Annotated in this window: 19 protein-coding genes; 14 read left to right on the top strand and 5 right to left on the bottom strand. The window is 54.5% G+C overall.

Annotation, left to right across the window (positions count from 1 at the left end; genetic code table 11):
* The first annotated feature begins 4 nt into the window (after positions 1 to 4).
* The 12 genes from ACZ51B_RS04415 to rhaI all read left to right on the top strand — a co-directional run bounded on the left by ACZ51B_RS04415 (position 5) and on the right by rhaI (position 14,844).
* Positions 5 to 2,050, top strand: a complete 2,046-nt coding sequence (locus ACZ51B_RS04415; RefSeq protein WP_464296026.1) for a beta-galactosidase — start codon at positions 5 to 7, stop codon at positions 2,048 to 2,050.
* 42 nt (positions 2,051 to 2,092) lie between these two features.
* On the top strand, positions 2,093 to 2,998 hold the full coding sequence (locus tag ACZ51B_RS04410) for a helix-turn-helix transcriptional regulator (RefSeq protein WP_464296025.1): 906 nt from the start codon (positions 2,093 to 2,095) through the stop codon (positions 2,996 to 2,998).
* Between the two features lie 143 nt (positions 2,999 to 3,141).
* A complete protein-coding gene (locus ACZ51B_RS04405; protein ID WP_464296024.1) occupies positions 3,142 to 4,584 on the top strand; it encodes a sugar ABC transporter ATP-binding protein in 1,443 nt (480 codons plus the stop codon).
* Positions 4,574 to 5,548, top strand: a complete 975-nt coding sequence (locus tag ACZ51B_RS04400) for an ABC transporter permease (RefSeq protein ID WP_464296023.1) — start codon at positions 4,574 to 4,576, stop codon at positions 5,546 to 5,548. The genes ACZ51B_RS04405 and ACZ51B_RS04400 overlap by 11 nt, the downstream gene beginning before the upstream one ends.
* The gene (locus ACZ51B_RS04395; protein ID WP_464296022.1) at positions 5,545 to 6,522 is read left to right on the top strand and encodes an ABC transporter permease; all 978 of its coding nucleotides are present in this window, start codon (positions 5,545 to 5,547) and stop codon (positions 6,520 to 6,522) included. Before ACZ51B_RS04400 ends, ACZ51B_RS04395 begins: the two co-directional genes overlap by 4 nt.
* The gene (locus ACZ51B_RS04390; RefSeq protein ID WP_464296021.1) at positions 6,519 to 7,571 is read left to right on the top strand and encodes a substrate-binding domain-containing protein; all 1,053 of its coding nucleotides are present in this window, start codon (positions 6,519 to 6,521) and stop codon (positions 7,569 to 7,571) included. Before ACZ51B_RS04395 ends, ACZ51B_RS04390 begins: the two co-directional genes overlap by 4 nt.
* A gap of 11 nt (positions 7,572 to 7,582) precedes the next feature.
* Positions 7,583 to 9,661: a bifunctional rhamnulose-1-phosphate aldolase/short-chain dehydrogenase gene (locus tag ACZ51B_RS04385; RefSeq protein ID WP_464296020.1), complete on the top strand. Its 2,079-nt coding sequence runs from the start codon at positions 7,583 to 7,585 to the stop codon at positions 9,659 to 9,661.
* On the top strand, positions 9,658 to 10,371 hold the full coding sequence (locus ACZ51B_RS04380) for a (Fe-S)-binding protein (protein ID WP_464296019.1): 714 nt from the start codon (positions 9,658 to 9,660) through the stop codon (positions 10,369 to 10,371). The genes ACZ51B_RS04385 and ACZ51B_RS04380 overlap by 4 nt, the downstream gene beginning before the upstream one ends.
* On the top strand, positions 10,368 to 11,729 hold the full coding sequence (locus tag ACZ51B_RS04375; protein WP_464296018.1) for a LutB/LldF family L-lactate oxidation iron-sulfur protein: 1,362 nt from the start codon (positions 10,368 to 10,370) through the stop codon (positions 11,727 to 11,729). The genes ACZ51B_RS04380 and ACZ51B_RS04375 overlap by 4 nt, the downstream gene beginning before the upstream one ends.
* Positions 11,716 to 12,246 carry a LutC/YkgG family protein gene (locus ACZ51B_RS04370; RefSeq protein ID WP_464296017.1) on the top strand — a complete coding sequence of 177 codons (531 nt, stop codon included), beginning with the start codon at positions 11,716 to 11,718 and terminating at the stop codon, positions 12,244 to 12,246. The genes ACZ51B_RS04375 and ACZ51B_RS04370 overlap by 14 nt, the downstream gene beginning before the upstream one ends.
* Positions 12,239 to 13,663, top strand: coding sequence for a rhamnulokinase (locus ACZ51B_RS04365; protein WP_464296016.1), 1,425 nt, complete (start codon positions 12,239 to 12,241; stop codon positions 13,661 to 13,663). The genes ACZ51B_RS04370 and ACZ51B_RS04365 overlap by 8 nt, the downstream gene beginning before the upstream one ends.
* Complete coding sequence (rhaI, locus tag ACZ51B_RS04360; protein ID WP_464296015.1) at positions 13,660 to 14,844, top strand: L-rhamnose isomerase; 1,185 nt, start codon at positions 13,660 to 13,662, stop codon at positions 14,842 to 14,844. Before ACZ51B_RS04365 ends, rhaI begins: the two co-directional genes overlap by 4 nt.
* Here rhaI and ACZ51B_RS04355 read toward each other — a convergent pair.
* The 5 genes from ACZ51B_RS04355 to ACZ51B_RS04335 all read right to left on the bottom strand — a co-directional run bounded on the left by ACZ51B_RS04355 (position 14,841) and on the right by ACZ51B_RS04335 (position 21,339).
* Positions 14,841 to 18,071 carry a PAS domain S-box protein gene (locus tag ACZ51B_RS04355; protein ID WP_464296014.1) on the bottom strand — a complete coding sequence of 1,077 codons (3,231 nt, stop codon included), beginning with the start codon at positions 18,069 to 18,071 and terminating at the stop codon, positions 14,841 to 14,843. The two genes, rhaI and ACZ51B_RS04355, sit on opposite strands and share 4 nt — an antisense overlap.
* 395 nt (positions 18,072 to 18,466) lie before the next feature.
* A complete protein-coding gene (locus ACZ51B_RS04350) occupies positions 18,467 to 19,183 on the bottom strand; it encodes a biotin--[acetyl-CoA-carboxylase] ligase (RefSeq protein WP_464296013.1) in 717 nt (238 codons plus the stop codon).
* Positions 19,180 to 20,034, bottom strand: coding sequence for a carboxylating nicotinate-nucleotide diphosphorylase (gene nadC, locus ACZ51B_RS04345; protein ID WP_464296012.1), 855 nt, complete (start codon positions 20,032 to 20,034; stop codon positions 19,180 to 19,182). Before nadC ends, ACZ51B_RS04350 begins: the two co-directional genes overlap by 4 nt.
* A gap of 37 nt (positions 20,035 to 20,071) precedes the next feature.
* Positions 20,072 to 20,566 (bottom strand): hypothetical protein, encoded by a 495-nt coding sequence (locus ACZ51B_RS04340; protein WP_464296011.1) that lies wholly within the window; start codon positions 20,564 to 20,566, stop codon positions 20,072 to 20,074.
* A 65-nt stretch (positions 20,567 to 20,631) separates the two neighbouring features.
* A complete protein-coding gene (locus ACZ51B_RS04335; protein WP_464296010.1) occupies positions 20,632 to 21,339 on the bottom strand; it encodes a sulfite oxidase-like oxidoreductase in 708 nt (235 codons plus the stop codon).
* Between the two features lie 272 nt (positions 21,340 to 21,611).
* Here ACZ51B_RS04335 and ACZ51B_RS04330 point away from each other — a divergent pair, with 272 nt between their 5' ends.
* Entirely contained in the window at positions 21,612 to 21,956 is a 345-nt protein-coding gene (locus ACZ51B_RS04330; protein ID WP_464296009.1) for a hypothetical protein, read from the top strand.
* Positions 21,957 to 21,981: 25 nt separating this feature from the next.
* Positions 21,982 to 22,950 (top strand): aldo/keto reductase, encoded by a 969-nt coding sequence (locus ACZ51B_RS04325; RefSeq protein ID WP_464296008.1) that lies wholly within the window; start codon positions 21,982 to 21,984, stop codon positions 22,948 to 22,950.
* Positions 22,951 to 23,013: the final 63 nt, after the last annotated feature.

Here is a 23,013-nt window from a genome sequence, read left to right as displayed (position 1 = left end):
GAACATGAATACCAAAAGCCAGTTTCCTCCTTTGAGTTCCAAGTTGCCCGTGCTGTGGCATGGTGGCGACTATAACGCTGAGCAGTGGCCGCGTGCGGTTTGGGATGAGGATATGGAGCTGATGGAGAAGGCTCGTTGCAATGTGGCGACGGTTGGCGTGTTCTCTTGGGCTGCGCTTGAGCCGGAGGAGGGGCGGTACGAGTTTGGGTGGATGGATGATCTTTTGGATCTGTTGCACCGGACTGGACGCTGTGCGGTGTTGGCTACTCCGAGTGCTTCTCAGCCTACTTGGATGAGCAAGGCTTATCCCGAGGTGCTTCGTGTGGGGCCGAATCGATTGCGGCGGCTTCATGGCGGTCGGGTTAATTTCTGTTGGACTTCGCCTGTGTATCGCGCTCATTGTAAGCGGATTGCGGGTGAGCTGGCGAAGCGTTACGGGAATCATCCGGCGCTGTTGATGTGGCATGTGAGCAATGAGTATTCGGGGGAGTGCTATTGCGAGCTTTGTCGGCAGGCGTTCATTGAGTGGCTTCAGGTGCGGTATGAGGGCGATCTGGCTCGGCTGAATGCGTGTTACTGGAGCCGTTTCTGGGGGCATGAGTTTGGCGATTGGCAGGAGATCGATATTCCGAGTGAGCACTCGAATACGGCGATGCAGTCGTTGAGTTTGGATTGGCGGCGGTTTGTGAGCGACCAGATTGTTTCGTTTATGAGGAACGAGTCTGAGCCGTTGCGGGAGTATTCGCCTTCGATTCCGACGACCACGAACTTGATGGGTTTTTATGGTGGGCTGGATCCTCGGAAGGTGGCTCCTCATGTGGATGTGATTAGCTGGGATAGCTATCCGGAGTTTGTGGGGCGGCCTATTGAGTGGTCGGATTGGGCGAAGGTGGCTTTGATTCATAACTTGAATCGGTCGTTGAAGCAGAAGCCTTTCTTGTTGATTGAGAGCACTCCGAGTTCTTCTAACTGGTATCCGGCGATGTCTTTGAAGCCGAATGGTCGGCACAAGATGGAGGCATTTTTGGCGCTGGGGCATGGGTCCGAGGGGAGTATGTACTTCCAGTGGCGGCAGTCTCGGGGTGGTCAGGAGCAGTTTCACGGGGCCGTGGTGATGCACGGCTTTACGGATGACTCGCGGGTGTTTGGCGAGGTTCGTGGGATTGGACTTGAGCTTGAGAAGCTTTCGGGAGTAGTTGGGACTCGCAATGACGCCGAGGTGGCGATTGTTTACGACTGGGAATCGGGTTGGGCGCAGGAGGCTGCTTGTGGTCCGACGATTGGCGACAAGGGTTATATGCAGACCTGTATTGACCACTATCGACCGTTGTGGGAGATTGGGGTTACCACGGATCTGGTGGAGCCTGAGGCTGATTTGAGTGGTTATAAGTTGGTTTTGGTGCCGATGCTTTACCTGTTTCGGCCTGGGCTGGCTGAGCGGTTGCGTGAGTATGTGCGGGCGGGCGGGACTCTGGTTGCGACCTATATGACTGGGTGGGTGAACGAGAGTTCGTTGGTGTTTGAGTCTGGGTTTTTTGGCGAGCTGTCGGACGTATTTGGCATTCGGGTGGAGGAGATGGATGCGATTTATCCTTCTGAGTCGATGCGTGTTGTCATGACGGACGGGGCGGTTTACATGGCGAAGAGTTACTGTGAGCGGATCCATGTGAGGGGGGCTGAGGTTTTGGCTACTTATGGGGATCGGTTTTATGCTGGGGAGGCTGCGGTTACTCGGAACTCGTTTGGGGAAGGAACTGCGGTTTATGTGGCGAGTCGGAACGACCATGCTTTTACGCGGCGGCTGGTTGAGGATTGTTTGAAGTCGGCGGGTGTTCGGCCTGTTGTGGATTGGCAGCTTCCTGAGGGTGTGGTTGTTGAGAAGCGTGTGGGGGCGGATTGTGAGTATCTGTTTGTGACGAACTGCAAGAACGAGGCGGCCTCTTTGACGGTGGAGGACGGGTTGGTGGATGCGGTTGATGGGGCGGCTGTGGAGACTCGTCTTGAGTTGAAGGGGTTTGGTGCTCGGGTGTTTCGTCGGTCGCTTTCTTGATTTGACATACAAATTCTGATGTTCATCATATAAAATGTGAACATGAATCTGGATCACTCCAGTTATTTTGCCTCGGGTCCTTCGGATAGGTCTTGGGGTGTGACGTCTACGGGTGTGGGGCGTGCGACTGTAGAGCGGGGCGATGTTTATCCTCCGATGCGGCACCCGGTGGATCACATGTTTTCCTGGCAGGATGGGCGTGTATTGCAGGCTTATCAGTTGCTGTATATCTCCAAGGGTAGGGGGCAGTTTGAGTCTGGGCCTACGGGGATTTTGGAGTTGGGGATGGGGGATTTGTTCTTGCTGTTTCCCGGCGAGTGGCACCGGTACAAGCCTGATCCGGAAGTGGGTTGGGTGGAGGATTGGATTGAGCTGAGTGGGGAGACCATGGAGCGGTTGCAGGCGATGGGGACGATCTCGCCTGAGCGGCCTGTGTATTCAGTGGGGTTGCTACCGGAGATTTTGGACACGTTTGATCGGTGCCATGAGTTGGCGAGGACGGAGCCTGCTGAGTTCACTGCGATGTTGGGGCTGCTTGGGTTGCAGTTGTTGGCGAAGGCTACGATGGTTCAGGCTGCTCCGAAAGAGTCTAATTTAGAGATCGAAAGTTGTATTCTTCGAGCTAAGGAGATTATTGGGGAGCGGATTGATCGGCCCGTGGTGATGGAGGTTCTGGCGGAGGAGGTTGGGCTTCCGTATTGGTTGTTCCGGCGGGCTTTTAAGGTTAGGACTGGTTTGACGCCGAAGCAGTATCAGTTGCAGATACGGCATCGGAAGGCGCAGGACTTGTTAGCGAATACGGCTTTGCCCTTGCAGGACATTGCGCAGACGCTTGGTTTTGATACGGCTTTTCATTTGTCGGCGGACTTTAAGAAGCGCACGGGGCAGGCTCCGGATGTGTGGCGATCCACGTATAAGTCTGCGTATCGGCAGCGAAAAGCTGAGTGAAATTTTCACTGAAGGCTGGAAAAGGGGATTCGATAGAGCTATAGTATATAAAATCTGAAAAGGAAGTCTGATTGGACATAAACGCGACGACGGGTTTAGTATCAGCGAAGAATCTCACAGTTTCTTTTGGCGGGATTGACGTTTTGAAGAACGTCGATCTTGTGCTGCATGCCGGCGAGGTTCATGCTCTTGCTGGTGAGAACGGTGCTGGGAAGTCCACCTTGGCTAAGGTGGTTGCTGGCGTTTATCGTCCTCGTTTGGGGCAGGTGTTTGTTCACGGGAGCCCTTGCAGTTTTAGTAGCCCGAAGGATGCGATTCAGCAGGGCATTGCTCTTATACACCAGGAGCCTCAGACCTTCCCCGATCTGAATGTCGCCGAGAACATTTTTGCGGCTCATCATCCGAAACGTGGGCCGTTTGTGGATTGGCGGTCGGCTTATAAGAAGGCTGAAGAGATCTTGCGAGATCTTGGGGTGAATTTGGACCCTGATGCGAAGGTAGGTGGGCTTTCGGTTGCGAAGCAGCAGATGGTGGAGCTGGCTTGTGCGATGTCTCACAACGCGAAGGTTTGGATCTTTGATGAGACGACTGCTCCTTTGACTCCTAAGGAGATTGCGGAGCTGTTTGTGGTGATGCGTCGGTTGCGTGAGCAGGGGTGCGCCCTTGTGATGGTGACTCACCATTTGGATGAGATCTTTGAGATTTCGGATCGGATCACGGTTTTGCGTGATGGGCAGAAGGTTGGGGAGCGTAAGCCTTCGGAGTGCGACGTGGCGGAAGTGATCCAGCTGATGGTGGGTCGCGATTTGGCTTCGGAGAGTTTGCAGTCGGCGGTTCCTCCTGCGGGTGATGCTTATCTTGAAGTTTCTGGTTTGAGTGGGAAGGGGTTTCGGGATGTGACCGTTCAGGTTCGACCCGGCGAGGTTGTTGGTTTGGTTGGGCTGGTGGGTGCTGGTCGGACTGAGCTGGCTCAGGCTTTGTTTGGGGTTACCAAGATCGAGGGTGGCTCGGTGAAGTTGGGTGGGCACCCGGTTGAGATTGGTTCTCCTAAAGAGGCGATTCGGCTTGGGATTGCTTTGGTGCCGGAGGATCGGCAGCATGATGGGTTGTTGACTTCGCAGTCGATTGCTTACAACGCGACTTTGAGTTGGTTGCCCAGGCTTTGTGAGAGAGGGTGGCTGAAGAAGCACAAGATTTTGGAGCTGACCAAGGAGTACGCGGGTCGGTTGAACTTGGCTTACCGGGCGCCTGAGCAGAGTGTGGGTGAGCTTTCGGGAGGGAACCAGCAGAAGGTGGTGCTTTCCAAGTGGCTGATGACGGACTCAAAGCTTTTGATTTTGGATGAACCTACTCGCGGCGTGGATGTGGGGGCGAAGTTTGAGGTTCATAAGCTGATTCGGGAGCAGGCTGATCGGGGGTTGGCGATCTTGATGATTTCAAGTGATCTGCCTGAGGCTTTGGCTCTTTCGGATCGGATTGCTGTGATGCGCGAGGGGCGGATTGTGGCGGAGTTTTCGGGGGCTGGGATTACCCAGCAGCAGCTGATGTATGCCGCGACGGGGCAGGAGCCGATTCATGAAGCTTAAGATCGGTTCGCGCGAGGCGATGGGGCTGGGGTTTGCGGTGCTTCTGTTTTTGGTCACGGGGCTGAAGGAGCCGCACTTTTTTGAGGCGAAGAGCATTAACAGTGTGCTGCTGTGGATGCCTTTGATTGCGGTTGCGGCGATTGGTCAGCTTCCCGTGATTGTGATGCGGGGCATTGATATCTCGATTGGCTCCATTTTGGGCTTTTCTGGGATTGCGGTTGGGTTGGTTTTTCGTGCGAATCCGGGGTTGCCGCTTCCTTTGGCGTTTGCGATTGGGTTGGCGACGGGGGCTTTGCTCGGATCTGTTAATGCGAGCTTGATTACTTGGGGCAAGTTGCCTCCTATTGTTGTGACCATTGGTACGTTGACGGCCTATCGTGGCTTGACGTTTTTGTTGAGTAAGGGCGAGCAGATCGACTCCAGCATGATTCCGGATCGGTTGACTTCGTTGGCGAAGGACGGTCTGAGCGTTGGGCAGTTTACGGTTTCTTATCTGTTGCTGATCGCTTTGGGGCTTGGGGTTTTGGCTTCATTTGTTCTGAAGTACACGCAGATTGGGCGGAACATTTTTGCGTATGGAAGCAATCCGAACGCGGCCTATTTGAGGGGCGTTTCGGTTTCGAGTGCGACGTTTTGGGTTTACACGGCTTGCGGGGCGATGGCTGGGTTGGCTGGCGTGATGTATGCATCGCGGTTTGGGTTTGTGAATCCGGGGAGTGCGGGGCAGAACTTTGAGCTGACCGTGATTGCTGCCGTTGCGATTGGTGGCGTGAAGATCACGGGTGGATCGGGATCGGTGTTTGGCGTGTTCGCTGGGTGCCTGGTGCTTTCTTGCTTGAACGTATCGCTGACGATTTTGGGGATTGATGCGAACTGGCAGCTTTTGGCTTATGGCGTGGTGATTTTGATTGCGCTGTTGATCGACTCGTTTATGCGGTTGACGCGAGAGGAGGCGAGAGCTTGAGGCGCGACATTATTCCTGGGATTTTGGGTGTGATTGCGTTGCTGGTGTTCTCTAGGACTTCGGCGAACTTCCTGGATTTCCGGTATCTGCTTTCTAACTCGACGCTTTATGTGGAGACCGGCCTTTTGGCGCTGGGGATGACATTCATTATCATCAGCGGCAACATCGACTTGTCGGTGGCTTCGACTTTGGCTTTGACGGCTTGTGTGTCGGCGAAGTTGTTTGAGCGTGGGTTGTCGATTCCGGTTGTGGTGGTTTGCGCTTGCGTGCTGGGCACTTTGTTGGGGGCGATCAACGGGGTGTTGGTTGCTAAGTTGAAGCTGCCTTCGTTCCTGGTGACTTTGGGGACGATGGCGACTTACCGGGGCATTGCTCAGGCGATGTTGGGGCCGGCGAGTGTGAAGCTGCCTGCTGCCTTTAAGGGGATTGATAAGGTTGGGATTGCAATCTTCCCGACTCCGATCTTGCTTCTTGTCGTTTTCGCTGTGCTTGCGAGCGTGGTGCTCAATTACACCGTTTTTGGTCGCTGGGTGTCTGCTGTTGGATCGAACGAGCGGGCTTCTTTGTACTCGGGGATTCCGGTTGACCGAGTGAAGATCGCAGTGTTTGCGATGACTGGCTTCCTGGCGGGAGTTGGTGCGTTGCTGATGGATTCTCGCCTTGCTGTTGCCCGTCATGACCTGGGCCGGGGGCTTGAGCTGGATGCGATTACTGTGGTTGTTGTGGGTGGGACGGCCATTGCGGGCGGACGGGGATCGATCCTTGGGTCCGTGTTGGCTTTGTTCCTGATCGACATGATCAAGACTGGGATGGGTGTGGCTAACGTGAAGGCTGAGTATCAGCTGACAGCGATTGGCGTGATGCTCATCGTGGCTGTTTTCTCGATGAATAGCGCGGATTCGATTCGCGCTCGTTTCTCTAGTCTGACATCGCGCAGTCCAAAGTTGGACGGCCGTGGAGTTACCGATCTATGAAATCCTCTCTCCTTCTCGTAGCGCTTTCGGCTGTTGTAGTCGGGTGCTCTTCTGTATCGTCCGCGCCGACCGAGAAGTCGGCCGATGCCTCGTCCAAAGGTGGCAAGCTCAAGGTGGTTTATATCGCCAAGAACACTGGCAATCCGTACTTCACTCAGGTGGAGAATGGGTTTAAGAAGGCCTCTGAGAAGATGGGGTTTGAGTTTACTGCCCAGGCTCCTGCTACGGCTGAGGCGACTTCTCAGCTTCAGGTGATTAAGGATCAGGTCCAGCGTGGGGTGGATGTGATTGCTATCTCGCCGAACAGTCCTGATGCGTTGAATGAGGCTCTTGATGAGGCTCGTGCCAAGGGCATTGTTGTGATCTGCGTGGATGCGGATTTGGTGGGGAATGAGGGGCATCGTGATGCTGCTGTGATGCCTACGGATCCTGCGAAGGTTGGGCTTAGCCAGCTTGAGTTGCTTGGGAAGCTGACCAATTATACGGGCGACTTTGCGATTTTGAGTGCGACCACGGATGCTCCGAACCAGAACACTTGGATTGCGGGCATGAAGGAAGCGCTGAAGGATCCGAAGTTCTCGAAGATGAAGCTGGTGGCGACTGTTTATGGTGACGACGAGTCTCAGAAGTCCTCTACGGAAGCTGAGTCTTTGTTGACCAAGTTCCCTGGATTGAAGGGGATTGTTTCTCCGACATCGGTTGGGTTGGCTGCGGCTGCTCAGGTGATTGAGAACGCGGGTGTTTATCCTGGCGGGGCTCATGCGGCGAATGGCGGGGTGCAGTTGACTGGTTTGAGCACACCTAACCAGATGCGAAAGGCGGTTGAGAAGGGGGTTGTGACCAGCTTCCAACTTTGGGCGGTTGAGGACACGGGCTATGTGGCCGGTTGTCTTGGCGCTCTTGTGAAATCTAAGAAAGCCGAACTGAAGACCGGTTCGAGCATCGACATTCCTGGCAAGGACAAGGTGACGGTGGGAGACAAGGCTGTGATCTACACCGGACCGATGGTTACGTTTGATAAGTCCAACATTGCCAAATTCAACTTCTAAAAAGGAAGCAAATGCCAACATCCGAAACAACGAAACTTCATAGCCTTTGGGATGCCTCGAAGGCACCGACTGATCCGGTGGATCTGTTGGTGTATGCATCGAACCTGCTTGGCGCGGACCCGCGCGTTACGAACTTTGGGGGTGGGAATACCTCCTCCAAGGTTGCGATGGTGGATCCTCTGACGGGCGAAGAAGTGCAGGTTTTGTGGGTGAAGGCATCGGGCGGGGACCTTGGGAGTGCGAAGCGGCAGAACTTTGCTTCTTTGTATCAATCCAAGGTCTTGGGCTTGGAACAGCGGTATTTCTCGAACAAGATGCACGAGGATGAGATTGTTCCTCTGTATGGGCAGTGTTGTTTCAATTTGAACCCTGCGGCGCCGAGTATTGACACGCCTCTGCATGCGTTGGTGCCTTATGCGGCGGTTTCGCATATGCACTCGGATTCGGTGATTGCGATTGCGGCGGCGGAGGATTCTGAGCGGTTGACTGCTGAGATCTTTGGCGGTGAGCTTGGGTTTCTTCCTTGGAAGCGGCCTGGGTTTGAGCTTGGGTTGATGCTGAAGGAGCTGATTGAGAAGAACCCGGGCATTAAGGGCGCGATGATGCAGTCTCACGGCTTTATCTGCTGGGCGGATAGTTGGCGGGAGTGCTATGAGCTGACGTTGAGAATTATCAACCAGGCGACTGAGTTTATTGAGAGGAAGCAGACCTCGCATCCGTTTGGTGCGGTGGTGCGGGAGGCTCATTCGGACCCTGAGAGTGCGTTGGCGGCTTTGTTGCCTGTGCTTCGGGGGAAGGTTCAGTTTGAGGGGCAGCGGTTGATTGCTACGGTAAATCGGTCTGCTGACTTGCTGGACTTTTTGAGCCGCGAGAAGATGGTGGCGCTGGCTTCGCTGGGGACTTCTTGTCCTGATCACTTTTTGCGTACGAAGATTCGGCCGATGTTCTTGGAGGCTGATTCTTCCCCGGACCAGATGGATAAGGCTCTTGCTGAGTTTCGCGCTGGTTATCAGGCTTATTACGAACGGTGTAAGCACGCGGACTCGCCTGCGATGCGGAACCCGAACCCGAGCATTGTTTTGGTGCCGGGCGTTGGGATGATCAGTTTTGGAAAGAACGCTCAGGAATCGCGAGTTTCGGGTGAGTTTTTCTTGAATGCGATTGCGGTGATGAAGGGGGCTGAGACGCTGACGAAGTACACCGCTTTGCCGGAGCAGGAGGCTTTCAACATTGAGTACTGGCTTCTTGAGGAGGCGAAATTGAAGCGGATGCCTGCTGAGAAGGAGATGTCGCGGCAGGTGGCTGTGATCACGGGCGGTGCTTCGGGAATTGGGTTGGCCAGTGCGGTGAAGATGGCGGCGCTGGGCGCTCATGTGGTTTTGTTGGATATCAACGCGGCTGGGTTGCCTGGGGCGGTTGAGGTGGTTCAGCAGGCGAGCGGGATTCCTGGTGCGGTGACGAGCGCGGTTTGTGACGTGACGGATTCGAGTTCGATTGAAGCAGGTTTCCGGCACGCAATTTTAACTTTTGGTGGCGTGGATGTGGTGCTGGCGAATGCTGGCAATGCGCGCCGAGGTTCTGTGGCTGACACGACTCCTGAGGACTATGAGTTCTTGAGCAACCTTTTGATGCGTGGGTACTTCGAGACGTTGGGCTCGGCTACTCGGACGATGGTGGCTCAGGGGACGGGTGGTTCGCTGGTGGTTGTGGGGTCTAAGAATGGCGTTGCGGCGGGGAATAATGCGGCGCTATATTCGGCGGCGAAGGCGTTTGAGCTTCATTTGATGCGGGTGACGGCTGCGGACTTTGCGAAGCATGGGATCCGGTGCAATGCGGTGAACCCGGACGGTGTGGTGACGAATTCGGCTATTTGGTCGGATGCTTGGAAGGACCAGACTGCTAAGGCTCTTGGGATTAAGCCTGAGGAGTTGGTTGAGCATTATGCGAAGCGTTCGCTGCTGGGCACTGTGGTGACGCCTGATAACTGCGCTGAGGCGATCTGTTGGTTGGCTAGCGAGTATCGGAGCAGCCGAACTACGGGTTGTGTGATTCCTGTGGACGGCGGGAACAAAGAGGGCTTTCTCCGTTGAAAAAACGAGTCAAGCTGATGCTCACGTGCCTTTGCGATTCCTACTACGGTGAGGTGGGGATCGCGACGGTTGCGGTGTTGGAGAAGCTTGGCTGCGAGGTCGTGTTTGAGGCTTCGCAAACTTGTTGTGGTCAGCCTCCATTTAATGCGGGCGATTGGGAGACGGCGCGGGCTGTGGCTGAGCGTTGTAAGAATTTGTTGCTGAGTGGTCCTGAGCCGGTGGTGGCACCGAGTGCTTCTTGTACGGCAATGATTCGTGAGGGCTATCCCATGTTGTTTGAAGGGCAGGAGCACTTTGCGGCTTTTGAATTGAGCGAGTTTATGTCGAGAGAGTTGGGCATCACCGCTGTTCCGGATGCGAAGCCTTATCCGCGTAAGGTGGCTTACCATCGGGCGTGTCATGGTCGGTCTATTGGGTTGGGGGCTAGTCAGGAGATGCTGTTGGCTTCGATTCCTGAGTTGGAGTTGATGCCGTTTGCGAATCCGGAGCAGTGTTGCGGGTTTGGTGGGGCGTTTTGTGCGACTCAGGGGAAGTTGTCTAGTGGGATCGGTTTGGAGAAGCTTCGGACGATCTCGGAGAGCGGGGCAACGGAGATTGCGACTGGCGATATGGGGTGTGCGCTTCACTTGCAGGGGTTGATTGATAAGGAGAAGATTCCTTTGAAGATCCGCCACTTTTCTGAGATTTTGGCTGAGGTGATGGTGGCATGAGCACGCGGGTTGAGACCTTTGCGCGGCACTTGGATCAGAGCACTACGGACAGTGTTCGGTCGGCCTCTATTCTGAAGACGATTGCTCGGTTGGATACATTGCCTTTGACTTTCTCGGAGCCTGGTATGGCTCAGGAGCATGCGGCTCGGACGAAGGAGTATGTGCTTTCTAATCTCAAGAAGTTGTTGCTTGAGGTTGAGGCGAATTGCAAGGCGAATGGGATTCATGTTCATTGGGCTGGGGATGCGGTTGAGGCGAACAAGATTATTGTTGAGGTGTGCAAGCGGTTTGAGCCTAGTGGTGGGGTGATTGCCAAAGCTAAGTCGATGGCTACGGAGGAGATTCACCTTAACAAGCATTTGGAAGAGGCTGGGTTTAAGCCGATTGAGACAGATTTGGGCGAGTTTGTTGCACAGATCGACGGTGATACCCCGAGCCACATTGTTACGCCGATCATTCATAAGAACCGTCAGCAGATTGCTCGAAGTTTTGAGGAGCATCAGCTTGGGCCTTATACAGAAGTCCCGGAGGAGTTGACGTTGCAGGCTCGCGAGTATCTGCGGCAGTGCTTCCGTGAGGCGAAGATCGGGATTAGCGGCGTGAACTTTGCGATTGCTTCGACCGGGCGTTTGGTGTTGGTGGAGAACGAGGGGAACAATCGGTATTCGACGACGGCACCTAAGGTTCATATTGCGCTGATGGGCATCGAGAAGGTGCTGCCTAAAGATGAAGATTTGGCCGTATTCTTGCAGATATTGGCGGCTTCGGCGACTGGGCAGCGGATGACTTCTTATGTTCATATGATTAAGGGGCCGAGGCAGGCGGATGAGTTGGATGGACCTGATGAGGTTCATTTGGTGCTGCTGGACAACGGTCGGACCAAGGTTTTGGATGGGCCTTATCGGGAGATCCTCCGGTGCATTCGGTGTGGGGCTTGTCTTAATGTTTGTCCGATCTATCGGCAGGCGTCGGGGCATGCTTATGACAACGTTTATTCAGGGCCTGTGGGGGCGGTGCTGGCTCCGGCTATGGAAGGCGTGGAGGCGATTGGGGATTTGGCTAAGGCTTCGACACTTTGCGGGGCTTGTGAAGAGGTTTGTCCGGTTAAGATTCCGATTCCTGAGATGCTTTTGGAGCTGCGAGATGAGGCGTTTCGGAAGGGAGTTTCCACGGACCATATCCCTTGGTGGGGCTTTAAGTTGGCGGCTGGGAATTCGACACTTTGGCGTACCGGGCTGAAGTTCTTGCCGATGGCTGGGATGGCTCCGCATCCGTTGAAATCGAAGTGGTTGGAGTTTCGAGATATGCCTGAGAAGAAGGGGCGGGATTTCCGGAGGTGGTGGAATGAGCGCTCGTGAGACTATTTTGAACGCGATCCAGGATGGCGGGATGGTGCTGGACCGGCCTTCGATTACGTACAACTTTACGCCGGGAGACCTGTGGTTACAGTTTGAAGAGCGGTTGACTCAGCTTGGGGGCAAGATTGTGGATGCTTCCGTGTTCGGCACGCTTGTGGACCGGAAGGTGTGGGTTGAGCCTGCTGTTTCTGAGATGTTGAAGCTTCCGAACCTTGCGGACGACATTTGGGATGCGGAGTTTGGGATCTCTTTGGCTAGTCTGGCGGTGGCGCAGACGGGGTCTCTTTTGATGAGTTCTGGGGGTGGGCAGCAGCGGCTTTCCAGTTTGATTCCGCCTATCAATATCGTGGTGGTTTCGCGCGGAAATATTGTGGGGACTTTGGCGGAGGCGCTTGCCGTGTTGCCGGATCGGAACAGTGTTTTTGTGACGGGGCCGAGCCGGACGGCTGATATTGAGGGCGTTTTGGTGCGGGGTATCCACGGGCCGAAGGAGTTGTGGGTGGTTGTGCATGACTGACAGGTACCTGGCGATTGACATCGGCGCTGAGAGTGGGCGGGCGATGATTGGGAGTCTCGAAGCTGGCCAATTGAAGCTGGAGGAGATTTATAGGTTTCCTAACCGGACAGTTATCCATAACGGTTCCTTGCGATGGGATATTCATCAGCTTTTGGCTGAGGTTCGGAAGAGTGTTGAGCTTGCTGGGCCGGACATTGTTTCCGTGGGTGTCGACACGTGGGCAGTGGACCATGTGTTGCTGGATGAGAATGGGGAGCTGTTGGATTTGCCCTATTGTTATCGCGACAGTCGCACTGATGGCGTGATGGAGAAGGTGTTTGAACTTGTGCCGAAGTTTGATCTCTACCGGACCACTGGAGTGCAGTTCCTGCCTTTCAACACGCTCTATCAGTTGTATTCAATGGTGTTGTCGGGTGATGAGGTGCTGAAGAAGGCTGCCCGATTCTTGACGATTCCGGATTATCTCCATGCGTGTTTGGTGGGGAGCGGGGATCCGGTTTGCGAGTATACGAACGCGACGACGACTCAGTTTTTGGATGCTCGGACTGGGGATTGGGCATGGGATTTGTTGAAGGCTTTAGGCATCCCGTTGCATATTTTTCCTAAGGTGGTGAAGGCTGGGACTTGTTTGGGGCAGCTTCCTGGGACGAAGATTCATGTGGTTGCTCCGGCCACGCATGATACGGGGAGTGCTGTTGCGGCGGTTCATTCTGAGGGGGCTCAGCCGGTTTGGATTAGCTCTGGGACTTGGTCGATTGTGGGGATTGAGAGTCCGGAGCCTTTGATTGATCGCGACAGTCTGCAGGCGAATCTGTCGAATGAGGGTGGGTATGAGTCGTTCCGAGTTGGGCGGAATGTGATGGGGCTTTGGATTTTGCAGCAGTGCCGCGAGACTTGGGCGAACGCGGGGCATGTTTACTCTTATGAAGAGTTGCAGGAGATGGCTTCATCGGCTGAGAGCGGGGTGGCGTTTTTCGATCCTGACGATGCTGTGTTTTTGCCTCCCGGTGATATGCCTGCTCGGATTCAGGACAAGGTTGGCAGTTTCAGCCATGCACAGATCGTGCGGATTGTGTTGGAGAGTTTGGCGATGAAATATCGCTATGTGATGGGTCTGTTGCGGGGTGAAGAGCGGCAGGAGATCCACGTGATTGGGGGTGGTAGCCGGAATGGGCTACTGAACCAGTTGACTGCAGATGTTTGTCAGATGCCTGTGATTGCGGGGCCGTTTGAGGCTACTGCGATTGGCAATTTGCTGGTGCAGATCATTGCTTCGGGCAAGACTGCGAACCTTCATGATGCGCGGGAGATTGTCCGCAGATCGTTTGAGTTTAAGACTTTTCAACCACAGCCGTCGGCGCTTGTTGAGAAGTACGACGAGTTTTTGTCTCTGGTACGAGAAAGAGTTTCCTTATGAACTGGCAAGATGCATATAACCGATTAGCTGATGACCTTGGACAAAAGGGAATCGATATCTCCGCTGTTAAGAGCGCGTTGAAGGCTCAGAAGATTGAGACTCCGAGCTGGGGTTATGGGAATGCTGGTACGCGGTTCCAGGTTTTTAAGGATCCGGCTGCTGCTCGGGACGTGCACGACAAGATTGAGGACGCGGCTTATATTCAGAAGCTGTCTGGGATTGCGCCGAGCATTGCGCTGCATATTCCCTGGGATATTGTTGAGGACTGGTCGGCATTGGCGGCGGAGGCTGCTTCGAAGGGAATTACCATTGGGGCGATCAATCCGAACTTGTTCCAGGATGCGGAGTATAAGTTTGGTAGCTTATGCCATCCCTCGGCGGATGTGCGGGCGAAGGCGCTGGAGCATATGGATGTTTGCTGCCAGATCATGAAGGATACGGGGAGCAAGCTGCTTTCGGTTTGGTTGGCGGACGGGACCAATTATGCGGGGCAGGACAACATTCGGAGTCGGAAGGCTCGTTTGTTGGAGTGCTTGGGGCATGTTTATAGGAACTTGCCTGAGGATGCTCGGATGTTGGTTGAGTATAAGTTCTTTGAGCCAGCGTTTTATCATACGGACATTGCGGACTGGGGGACTTCTTTTGCTTTGTGTAACCGACTTGGGCCTAAGGCTGAGGTTTTGGTGGATACAGGGCACCATGCTCAGGGGACGAATATTGCTTACATCGTGGCTCAGTTGCTGGATGAGAGGCGGTTGGGTGGATTCCACTTTAATGCGCGGCAGTATGCCGATGACGATTTGATTGTGGGCAGCACGAACCCTTGGGAGCTGTTTGTGATCTTCACTGAGCTGGTTTCGGCGGGTTCGCTGGCCGATGATGTGGCTTATATGATTGACCAGAGTCACAGTATTGAGCCGAAGCTGGAGGCGATGTTGTTGAGCGTTTTGAACTGTCAGACTGCGCTGGCGAAGGCTTTGATTGTTGATTGGAGTGAGCTGAAGAAGATGCAGGACGCGGAGGACGTTTTGGGTGCGCATCGGGTGTTGTGTGATGCGTTTGAGACGGACGTTCGGCCTTTGTTGAGTCAGGTGCGCGAAGAGATGGGTGTGCCGGTTGACCCGATTGGGCAGCTCCGGCGGGACAACTTGGCGGCGAAACTGGCGGAATTGCGCGGCTAGATCTGGCTTCGGTGTTTGGCGATTACCCGGTGTAGGGCGGTCGCCATTTCCTCGACTGTGTTCGGTTTGAGAACGACATCTTGGATACCCAAGGTCTTGGCATTGGCGGTGTCTTCTGCTCGGACGTATCCGCTGGTGAGGACGATGGGGACGTCGGGGCGGATGGCTTGAAGTCGTTTTGCGAACTCTAGGCCACTCATTCCGGGCATGCCTAGGTCACTGATGACGGCATCGAATTTCGTTGGGTCGGCTTCGAAGTTGGCGAGTGCTTCTCTTGCGTCGACGAATCCGAATACTTCGTAACCCAGTTTGGTGAGCATTCGAGAAGCGAGGAATACGAGGGCTTCCTCGTCGTCTACGAGGAGGACGTTTTCGCCGTTGCCTACCTGTTCGGGCGACTTCTGGGCGTTCTCTCCTGTGGGCTGTAGCTGGGCGGCGGGAAGGTAGATGGTGAACAGCGTGCCCTTGTTGGGTTCGCTATAGACGTGAATTTCTCCCTCGTGGCTTTTGACGATGCCATGGACGACGGATAGACCGAGTCCAGTTCCTTCGCCTGAGGGTTTGGTTGTATAGAATGGCTCGAAAGCGCGTTCTCGGGTTTCGGAGTCCATGCCATGACCAGTGTCTTTTACGGTGAGGCGCAAGTAGTTTCCGGGTGGGAGTGCTGTCTTAGGGCCACCCATTAGTTCAGAGCTGGTGATGGCTTGGAGCCCGACGGTGAGGGTTCCGTGTGTGGCGGTCATGGCGTGGGCGGCGTTGATACCCAGGTTCATGATGACCTGGCGAATTTGCGTGGCATCTGCCTTGCATGGCGGGGCGTCGTCTTGGATCTCCTCTTGGATCTCAATCATTGCGGGGAGCGATGCTCTGAGTAGTTTGAGCGCGTCTTTGATGACCGGCTGAAGCTGCATCACTTCTCGTTGGGGTTCTGTTTTGCGGCTGAACGCCAAGATCTGTTTGACCAGTTCGCGTCCTCGTCTGCTGGCGAGTTCGATGCTTTCGAGGTGTTTGGCGAGCAGGTCTGGATCGAATTTGTCTTGTCGGCACAGTTCACAACTGAGGAGGACGACGGCCAGGATGTTGTTGAAGTCGTGGGCGACTCCACCGGCTAGGGTTCCGACGGCGTCCATTTTTTGAGCTTGGCGGAGTTCGTTTTCGCTCTTTTTGAGGGCCTCCTCCATGCGCTTTCGCTCGGTGATGTCTTGTATTTGGACAACGTTGTACGCGGGTTTTCCGTCTTCTCCCCGGATTTGGGTGTAGGTCATCCATGCCCACACTGCGGAGCCGTCTCTGTGTAGGTACCGCTTTTCCATCTGGAAGGAATCCATTTCACCGCGGCTTACTGCTGCGAGATGGTCCTGGCTGGTTTCGATATCGTCCGGGTGGGTGATGTCTTGGAAGCCTTTGCCTAGGAGTTCGGACTCCTCGTAGCCGAGCATCTTGCAGAAGGCTTGATTGATTCTCAGGAACTTACGGTCTAGGGTAGAGAGGACCATGCCGACGCTGATGAAGTCGAAGGCGTGTCGGAACCTCTCTTCGCTCTCTCGGAGCGATGCCTCCATTTGTTTGCTTGCTGTGATGTCTCGAGAGCAGCAGAGGATCTTTTCGACGTTGCCGTTTTCGTCAAGGATCGGCGTTGCTTGGAGGTCTAGCCAGAGCACACCTCCGTTCTTGTGAAGGTAGCGGTATTGAATTCTTGTTTTCTCACCGGCGACGTTGGCGAGTCTTGTTTTTTCAACCAGTGCGAGGTCTTCAGGGTGGACGCGAGAGCTGTAGTCGCTTGATTTGAGTTCGGCGATGGTGTAGCCCGTGAGTCGCTCTACGGCTGGACTCATGTAGTTGTGGTGTCGCTGGATGTCGTTGAGCGAGACGAGATCTTCGGTATTGTCGGCCAGGAGTTTGTATCGGTACTCGCTTTCTTTAAGGAGGTCTTCGGCTTTCTTGCTATCGGTTATATCGACTTCGATTCCGTCCCACGCGAGGCGTCCGTCTGGAAGTTTGTGGGGAGCGGCGGAAGTGAGGAACCACCTTATTTCTCCGCTGGCGACCCTCATTCGGAGTTCAAGTTTGATGACTGAAAGGTTCTCGAACGACTCCTGTTCGGCTTCGTTTAGCCGTAGTCGGTCCTCTGGGAGGATTTGATCGTAGATCAGGTTTGGATTTGCGAGGACCTCTTCTTGGGCGACGCCGTGTAAGTGTTCGACTCCTGCGCTGATGTATTCAAAGCGTCTTGTTCCATCGTGCTCTAGCACGATTCGGTAGATGAGGCCGTTCGGGAGGTTGTCGCCGAGAGAGCGTAGTTGGGCCTCTCTTTCTTGGAGTGCGAGTTCTGTTTTGCGGCGTTCGGTGATGTCGTAGCTGACGGCGAGATGCTGGACTTCTCCATCCGGCGTTCGGAGGGGGACAGCGTGGGTTTCCATCCAGCGCTCTGTGCCTTTGAGTCCGAGCATTTTGTATTGGAGGGTTCCCGGTTGGCCCTCGATCACTCGTTGGTGCATTTCTTCGAAGCGATCTTTATGTTCGCCTTGAAATAGGTTAAAGACCGTTTGTCCCAGAGCTTGGTTGGGGGATGCCTCGATCATGTTGAGGCCGGCTTGATTCATCTCTAGCAGGACGCCTTCTGCGTTGAGGATTTTGACGCAGGCAGGCTCGTTCTCGACGATCGTTCTCAGTCTGGCTTCGCTTGCGGCGAGTGCTTTGAGAGCTTGGTTTCTGGCGTGCAATCTGCCCAGGGCTGTGGCGTAGAGGACAAGTAGCTCTCGTTTGAGTTCGGTGATGGGGCGCTTGCAGAGGAAGTTATCCGTGAAGAGCAGGCCAATGATGCGGTCTCCGTCACGTAGGGCGCTTGAGGCAGTTGCGCCGTATCCGACTACTCGGCTATCTGCATCGTGGATAGGGGACTGTTCGGAGTAGACGACCATCTGCTCTTCTTGTACGAACGGTTTGGTGAAGCTTTCGTAGCTTCCTTGGACGCAGAGGGAGCGTTCATCTCGGAGGTGTCCTTCTTCGTCGATTCCGAAGGTGCCTGTGAGTGCGTTTTGGTCTGGGGTGAGGAGCCAGAGGCTTAGCCTTTCGAAGCCCAAGCGTGATACTCCCAGTTCGATTGAGAGTCGGCAGAGTGTGTCGTGATCTTGGACTTTTGCAAGTTCGGATTCAACTTCGTAGAGGGTTCTTAACCTGTGAACGAACTGCTCTTCAGTGGATACCTGTGGGGGTACGAGGCTCAATGTGACCACCTGCCGTGGAAAGGTTTCAGTTCATTGTATTGGCAAACAGCGTTTGGGCAGTAAATATTCAAAGGACTAAAGATTCCGTTTCACAAGGGTTTGGCGATGTTGCCCTCGCACTGTCACGAATACTGGCTTTGTTTTGAGCCTTGCCAGAGCCTGATGCAGTGCTTGGATATTCATTTTAGGACAAATGCTGGCCATAGGTTAGCTAAGGAGACGACACGAATTCAAATAACTTTCAAATAAGTGTTAATCGGGTCTCAGTATTCTACGAGGGTCGTGCGGAGATGGATTTAGCTGCAATTGTTGGGGACCGTGGCGAAGCAGCGGTTTTTTTAGCCGGAGCTCTGCTCGGCAGATTGCGTGGCTGGACTTTGTGAGCCACTTGTGAGTTAGTGGGACGGTCCGAATATTGCGTCGGCGGCGAGGACTGAGCGGGATTCTCCGTTGATGGCGCAAAGCAGTTGTCCTTCGGAACCGATTCCGAGGGCCACTGCTTCTTCGTCTGTGTGGAGTTTGTATTTCTTGCCCGGGGTTTTGTCGAAGAGCATCCAGGCGGGTTGGAGGGCTAGCCAAGAGTCGGGTTCTGGGATGTGCTGGAGATGGTCAACGATACGGAGTGCGACCTGTTGGTAGTCGTATTCGATGCCATCGAAGAGGCTGAGGCTGGTGGCTCGGTGAGCGATTTCCTCGGGAAACTGTTTCTGGTTTAGGTTGATGCCTATTCCTACCAGTGGAATCGATCGTCCCTCGGGGTCTAGGACTACTTCGGTGAGGATTCCGCCTAGTTTTCTCTCGCCGATCACTAAGTCGTTTGGCCAGCGGAGTTGGCAGTGCAGGGCGCCGGCTGCGGCCGCAGCGACACCCATGCCCACTAAGTATGGCTTAGGATGGTTCGCGTAGCAACCAAAAACCAGCGTCATTGTGAGAGAATCTCCTCGTTTGCTGATCCATGGGCGTCCAAAGCGGCCGGTGCCGGCTGTTTGGTTTGCCGCGATGACGCCTGAGACAGGTGTGCCGGCTTTCAACATGCTCAGGGCGAGTTTCTGTGTGGAGTCGACTTCTTCGACTTCCGACCATTCGATGCCGGTTTCGAATGGTGATTTCACGAGAACTCCATGTGGAAGGCGAGTGACACTGCTGAGTGGGTGAGTGCGCCTACCGAGATGATATCGACGCCGGTTTTGGCGACGCCTCGGACGGTGTCGAGGTTGATGCCTCCGCTGGCTTCGAAGAGGCATTTGCCTTCGTAAAGTTTGACGGCTTCACGCATCATGAACGGGTCCATGTTATCGAGGAGGATGACGTCTGCACCGGCTCGCACTGCTTCTTCGACCTGCTGGAGGGATTCGCATTCGATCTCTAGCTTTGTCATGTGGGAGGCGTATTTGCGGAAGGCTTCTACGGCTTTGGTGATGGAGCCTGCTGCTGCGATGTGGTTGTCTTTGAGCATGGCTGCGTCGTAGAGTCCCATTCGGTGGTTGTGACCGCCTCCGCAACGCACGGCGTACTTCTGGAGAGACCGCAGCATGGGGATTGTTTTGCGGGTGTCGACGATTTTGGCCTGAGTTCCTTCGACTTTGCTGACGAAGTGGCTGGTTAGGGTTGCCACTCCGCTGAGGTGCATGAGGAAGTTGAGGGCTGTTCTTTCGGAGGCGAGGACTCTTCGTGCGGGTGCTAGGCCTGCGATGACGACGTCTCCGCGGGATACTTTGTCTCCATCTGCGCGGTGGATTTCAACGTAAGTCTTTTCAGGGTCACCGGGGAGGGGTGAGAGGAGATATTCGGCGACGCCGACTCCTGAAAGGACTCCGTCTGCCTGTGCTTCAATTCGCCATTGGGCTAGCTCGTCAGGCGGAAGAATGCCTGCTGTAACGTCGCCAGATCCAATGTCTTCAAAAAGAGCTTCGTCAACGATTTGCCACCAGTTTTGTGGTTCGGGTTGTAGCCAGATGCTCACTTGAACTCAAGTCTACACGGGTGTTAGGGGGTTGTGCTCATTCTTCCTCAAGTTCGAGCTTGCAGCGGGCTGCCAACTCTTCTACGAGGAGTTCGAATGGGACTTCTATCCCGTTTCTGGACCAGCCGATGGGGACGCGGACTCGGCCTGCAACGATGTGGGCGAAGGGCTTGATGACGAGGCTGCCTTTCTCTAAGGTGAGGGTGGCGCGGTCGTTGTCTAGCTTGATTGCTTTGACACGATCGTAGTGGATGACTTTGATGGAGTTGCCCCGCACGATATCGAAGTGTTTGTCTTGCAGGATGTATTCGTGGGCTTCGGCTTGGCGGTGGATGATGTCGGCGTAGGTGCTCTTGCCGTACTCGATGAGCGCGCCTGCGGCTGTCATGAAGTTCTCGGTGAGTGGTCTTTGATCCACGCCGGACTGCTTCACGATGCTCCTGCCTTTTGCGTTGGCGGTTTTACGGATGTTGATGGCTCCGGTTTGTAGCCATCGGATCGCTTCGCCTGCTCGATATCGAACTATTTCCATGCCTATTGGGGAGTGTATGTCTTTTTCTGGAGATTGCGAGTGTTAAGGGGCTAAAGACACAGGTGCTACCACCATCGGGAGCCGAATCTTTGCTCTTGCCATGGGTCGCCGTGCATGTGGTAGCCGCCGCGTTCCCAGAAGCCTGCCTGGTCGGCATCGAGAAACTCGATTGCGCGGAGCCACTTTGCGCTTTTCCAGGCGTAGAGTTTGGGGACGACGAGACGTGCTGGGCCTCCGTGTTCGATATTGATGGGGACGTCGTCGTGGTGGTCTGCGATGAGTACGTCTTCTGAGAAGAACTCTTCGACGGGGATGTTGGTTGTCCAGCCTCCATCGTAGCCGTGTGCGAGGACGTGGGTGACTTGGGGTTTTGGTTTGACGAGGTCTCTCAGATGAGCGGTTGGGACACCGGACCAGGTGTTGCCTAGGCGTGACCAGCGGGTGACGCAGTGCATGTCGGCGAAGACTTTGACGCGAGGGAGTTCGAGGTATTGGTCCCAGTTGAGATCGATGGGGGTTTCTACGAGGCCAAAGACGGTGAGGCGCCATTCATCGAGATCGATGTCGGGTGGGCCGTAGGCGTCGAGCACTGGCCATTTACGGGTTCGAGACTGCCCTGGTGGGATGCGGTTTTCTCGTCGGGTGTCTGGGGAGATGATGACGTCTTCTGGCTGCTGCACAGCGAGGGGTGCATCTCCTTCTTGGTACTTCGCTTCTTCCTCGGCCCGATCCGCACCGGGGACGACTCGCTTGATGGTTCGTTTTGGCAGCATGCCCTCTTAGTTTATGCTGAATCGAGTCGTTAAACTTTGACGAATGTGTTAGGTTTTTACTCCAGATATCCGTAAAAATACCAATACAACCCTTTGTGGGAGGAATAGCATCCAAGGAACCGCCACAGCGTGCGGTTTTATTTGCAACTGAGGGCACTCTTATTGACGCGTATGCACTCCGGATGCACTTGGGGCCGAGTCTGGCATTTTGCCCCCTGCTTCCTACCCAACTTCTTGAGGAATCGATCTACCCCTGCCAGCGTTGCGCGGATTTGCTTTCGGCGCTACAGGATCAGAACATTGCGGTGGTTGCTTTATCGAGCATCCGGGTTACTTCGACTTTGGTTCGTATGTTGAAGTTGGCGGAAGTGTTTCGATACGTTGATTATGTGATCGGGGCTGATTGTGTGAAGCCTACGGACTCCGGTTTGCCTTTTAGCCAGTTGGTTCGCAATTCGCACATCCCTCTTTCTCGCTGCACCTTGATTGCGGATGAAGCGGCGAATCGGAAGGTGCGTCGGAAGAATGATTTAGAGGCGATTTTGGAAGTTGATGGGCCTCATCAGGTTAATAAGCAACTTCTTACGTATCTCATTGAAGATATCCTTGCTGCTTGACCCGATCTGTGGGCAAACTGGGGGAATGCAATATACGCATCTAGGCCGAACGGGGCTCAAGGTTAGTAGGCTATGCCTGGGGACCATGAACTTCGGTCCAAAAACCACTGAAGTAGACAGCTTTGCGATCATGGATCGTGCGCTGGAGCACGGGATCAACTTCTTCGATACGGCCGATGTGTACGGCTGGAAGAAGGGTGAGGGAATCACTGAGAAGATCATTGGCAACTGGTTCGCTCAGGGTGGCGGGCGACGTGAGAAGGTTGTTCTGGCGACCAAGTGCTATGGCGACATGGGCGATTGGCCGAATGAGTCTCGGTTGAGTGCGCTTCATATTCGTCGCGCTTGTGAGGCTTCTTTGAAGCGGATGCAGACGGATTACATTGATCTGTTCCAGATGCACCATATCTACCGAGAGGCTCCATGGGAAGAGATTTGGCAGGCTTATGAGGTGTTGGTTCAGCAGGGCAAGGTTTTGTACGCGGGTAGCAGCAACTTTGCGGGTTGGCACATTGTGAAGGCGAACGAGGCGGCTAAGAAGCGCAACTTCTTTGGATTGGTTGCTGAGCAGTCGATTTATAACCTTAATAACCGAAACATTGAGTTGGAAGTTGTTCCGGCTTGTTTGGACTACGGTGTGGGGATTATTCCTTGGAGTCCTCTCGCGGGCGGCCTGTTGGCTGGCAAGCCACCGGAGGGGCACTCTGGACGACGGTCTGAAGGATGGGGCGCGGAGGCGTTTGCTAAGAACGCTGATAAGTTGGAGAAGTGGGAGGCGCTTTGCAAGGAGATTGGAGATCAGCCTGCGGATGTTGCTCTTGCTTGGCTGTTGCACCAGAAGGTGGTTACGGCTCCGATTATTGGCCCTCGAACCACTGAGCAGTTAGATGGCAGTCTTCGTGCGCTTGAAATTGAGCTCTCGATTGACGTGATGGCGAAGATTGATGAGATCTTCCCAGGTAAGAAAACGGCTCCTGAAGATTACGCCTGGTAAATCTTCTTTAATGAAACTGTTTTGCATTAGATAATGCAAAACAGTTTCATGACCCTGTGCGGT

This window comes from Fimbriimonas sp. LA-C6, assembly GCF_055398105.1.
This window is presented reverse-complemented; position numbering and strand designations above follow the sequence as displayed.

Coding starts and splice junctions, on each gene's coding strand:
- ACZ51B_RS04415 (WP_464296026.1), top strand. CDS start 5: ATGAATACCAAAAGCCAGTTTCCTCCTTTGAGTTCCAAGTTGCCCGTG.
- ACZ51B_RS04410 (WP_464296025.1), top strand. CDS start 2,093: ATGAATCTGGATCACTCCAGTTATTTTGCCTCGGGTCCTTCGGATAGG.
- ACZ51B_RS04400 (WP_464296023.1), top strand. CDS start 4,574: ATGAAGCTTAAGATCGGTTCGCGCGAGGCGATGGGGCTGGGGTTTGCG.
- ACZ51B_RS04390 (WP_464296021.1), top strand. CDS start 6,519: ATGAAATCCTCTCTCCTTCTCGTAGCGCTTTCGGCTGTTGTAGTCGGG.
- ACZ51B_RS04385 (WP_464296020.1), top strand. CDS start 7,583: ATGCCAACATCCGAAACAACGAAACTTCATAGCCTTTGGGATGCCTCG.
- ACZ51B_RS04375 (WP_464296018.1), top strand. CDS start 10,368: ATGAGCACGCGGGTTGAGACCTTTGCGCGGCACTTGGATCAGAGCACT.
- ACZ51B_RS04370 (WP_464296017.1), top strand. CDS start 11,716: ATGAGCGCTCGTGAGACTATTTTGAACGCGATCCAGGATGGCGGGATG.
- ACZ51B_RS04365 (WP_464296016.1), top strand. CDS start 12,239: ATGACTGACAGGTACCTGGCGATTGACATCGGCGCTGAGAGTGGGCGG.
- rhaI (WP_464296015.1), top strand. CDS start 13,660: ATGAACTGGCAAGATGCATATAACCGATTAGCTGATGACCTTGGACAA.
- ACZ51B_RS04340 (WP_464296011.1), bottom strand. CDS start 20,566: ATGGAAATAGTTCGATATCGAGCAGGCGAAGCGATCCGATGGCTACAA.
- ACZ51B_RS04335 (WP_464296010.1), bottom strand. CDS start 21,339: ATGCTGCCAAAACGAACCATCAAGCGAGTCGTCCCCGGTGCGGATCGG.
- ACZ51B_RS04325 (WP_464296008.1), top strand. CDS start 21,982: ATGCAATATACGCATCTAGGCCGAACGGGGCTCAAGGTTAGTAGGCTA.